General features: G+C 70.2%; 1 protein-coding gene. It reads right to left on the reverse strand.

Annotated elements, in window-relative coordinates; translation table 11 throughout:
- The coding region (locus ACP4IX_RS36215) for a beta-ketoacyl reductase (protein WP_426558900.1) at window positions 1–1,242 on the reverse strand (1,242 nt) is incomplete at both ends.

The raw sequence follows: 1,242 nt of genomic DNA on the forward strand, positions 1-1,242 counted from the left end.
GACCCGCCTCGACATCACCCCCACCCCCATGCCCCAGAACCTCGGCGACCAGCCCCCGCACCAACTCCACGACAAACGGCGCACGATCCCCCTCCGCCATCCCCCGCAACCGCACAGCAAACGACGAACCGACCGCCTGAGAGGACTCATCCGTGCTCTCTTCAGTACGGGCGACCGTCATCGCTTCCGGCAGTTCGGCGAGGAGCCTGCTGGGACGCGCGGACGTGAAACCAGGAGCGAAACGCTCCCAGTCCATGTCCGCGATGGCGACGACAGTGTCCTGGGCGCCCACCGCACGGTGCAGGGCGGTCAGCGCCGTTGCCGCGTTCATGGGCGATACACCGCCTCGGCGCATCCGGGCGGCCATCGCCTCGTCGGCCGCCATGCCGCCCTCGGCCCACGGACCCCACGCGATCGACGTCGCCGCCAAACCATCCGCACGCCGCTGCTCCGCCAGGGCGTCGAGGTAGGCGTTCGCGGCCGCGTAGTTGCCCTGGCCCGCGGCTCCCCAGACACCGGCGGCAGAAGAGAAGAGGACAAAGACGTCGAGGGTGATGTCCAGCTCGATCGTCAGCTCGTGCAGGTAGAGCGCCGACGTGGCCTTCGCCCGCAGCACACCGTCAATGCGCTCCGGGGTCAGGGCATCCAGTACACCGTCGTCCAGCACGCCCGCCGTGTGAACGACGGCGGTCAGCGAATCGGCATGCTCGGCGAGCACAGCGCGCAGCGCCTCACGGTCGGAGGCATCACACACCACAACGGAGACGTCGACACCCAACTCCGCCACCAGCTCAGCAGCACCCGGTGCATCCATGCCACGGCGGCTGGTCAGCACCAGCCGCTCGGCACCCGCCTCCGCCAACCACCGCGCGACACGACCACCCAGCGCGCCCGTGCCACCGGTCACCAGCACCGTGCCGGACGGCGACCACGACGCCGTGGCCTCGGACAGTGCTGCGCGAACGAGACGACGACCGAACACACCCGAGGAGCGGACCGCCACCTGGTCCTCACCAGAACCGGTCAGCACGCCCACCAGACGGGACTGTGCACGCTCGTCCAGCGATTCCGGCAGGTCGATCAGACCGCCCCAGCGCTCCGGCACCTCCAGGGCGGCGACCCGGCCCAGACCCCACAGCTGAGCCTGCACGGGCGACGTCAACCGGTCCGACCGGCCGACCGAAACGGCTCCACGCGTCAGACTCCACAACCGGGCGTCCACACCGGCATCGCCCAGGGCCT

The sequence above is a fragment of the Streptomyces sp. WG5 genome (assembly GCF_049974565.1).
In the GTDB taxonomy this organism is placed as follows: domain Bacteria; phylum Actinomycetota; class Actinomycetes; order Streptomycetales; family Streptomycetaceae; genus Streptomyces.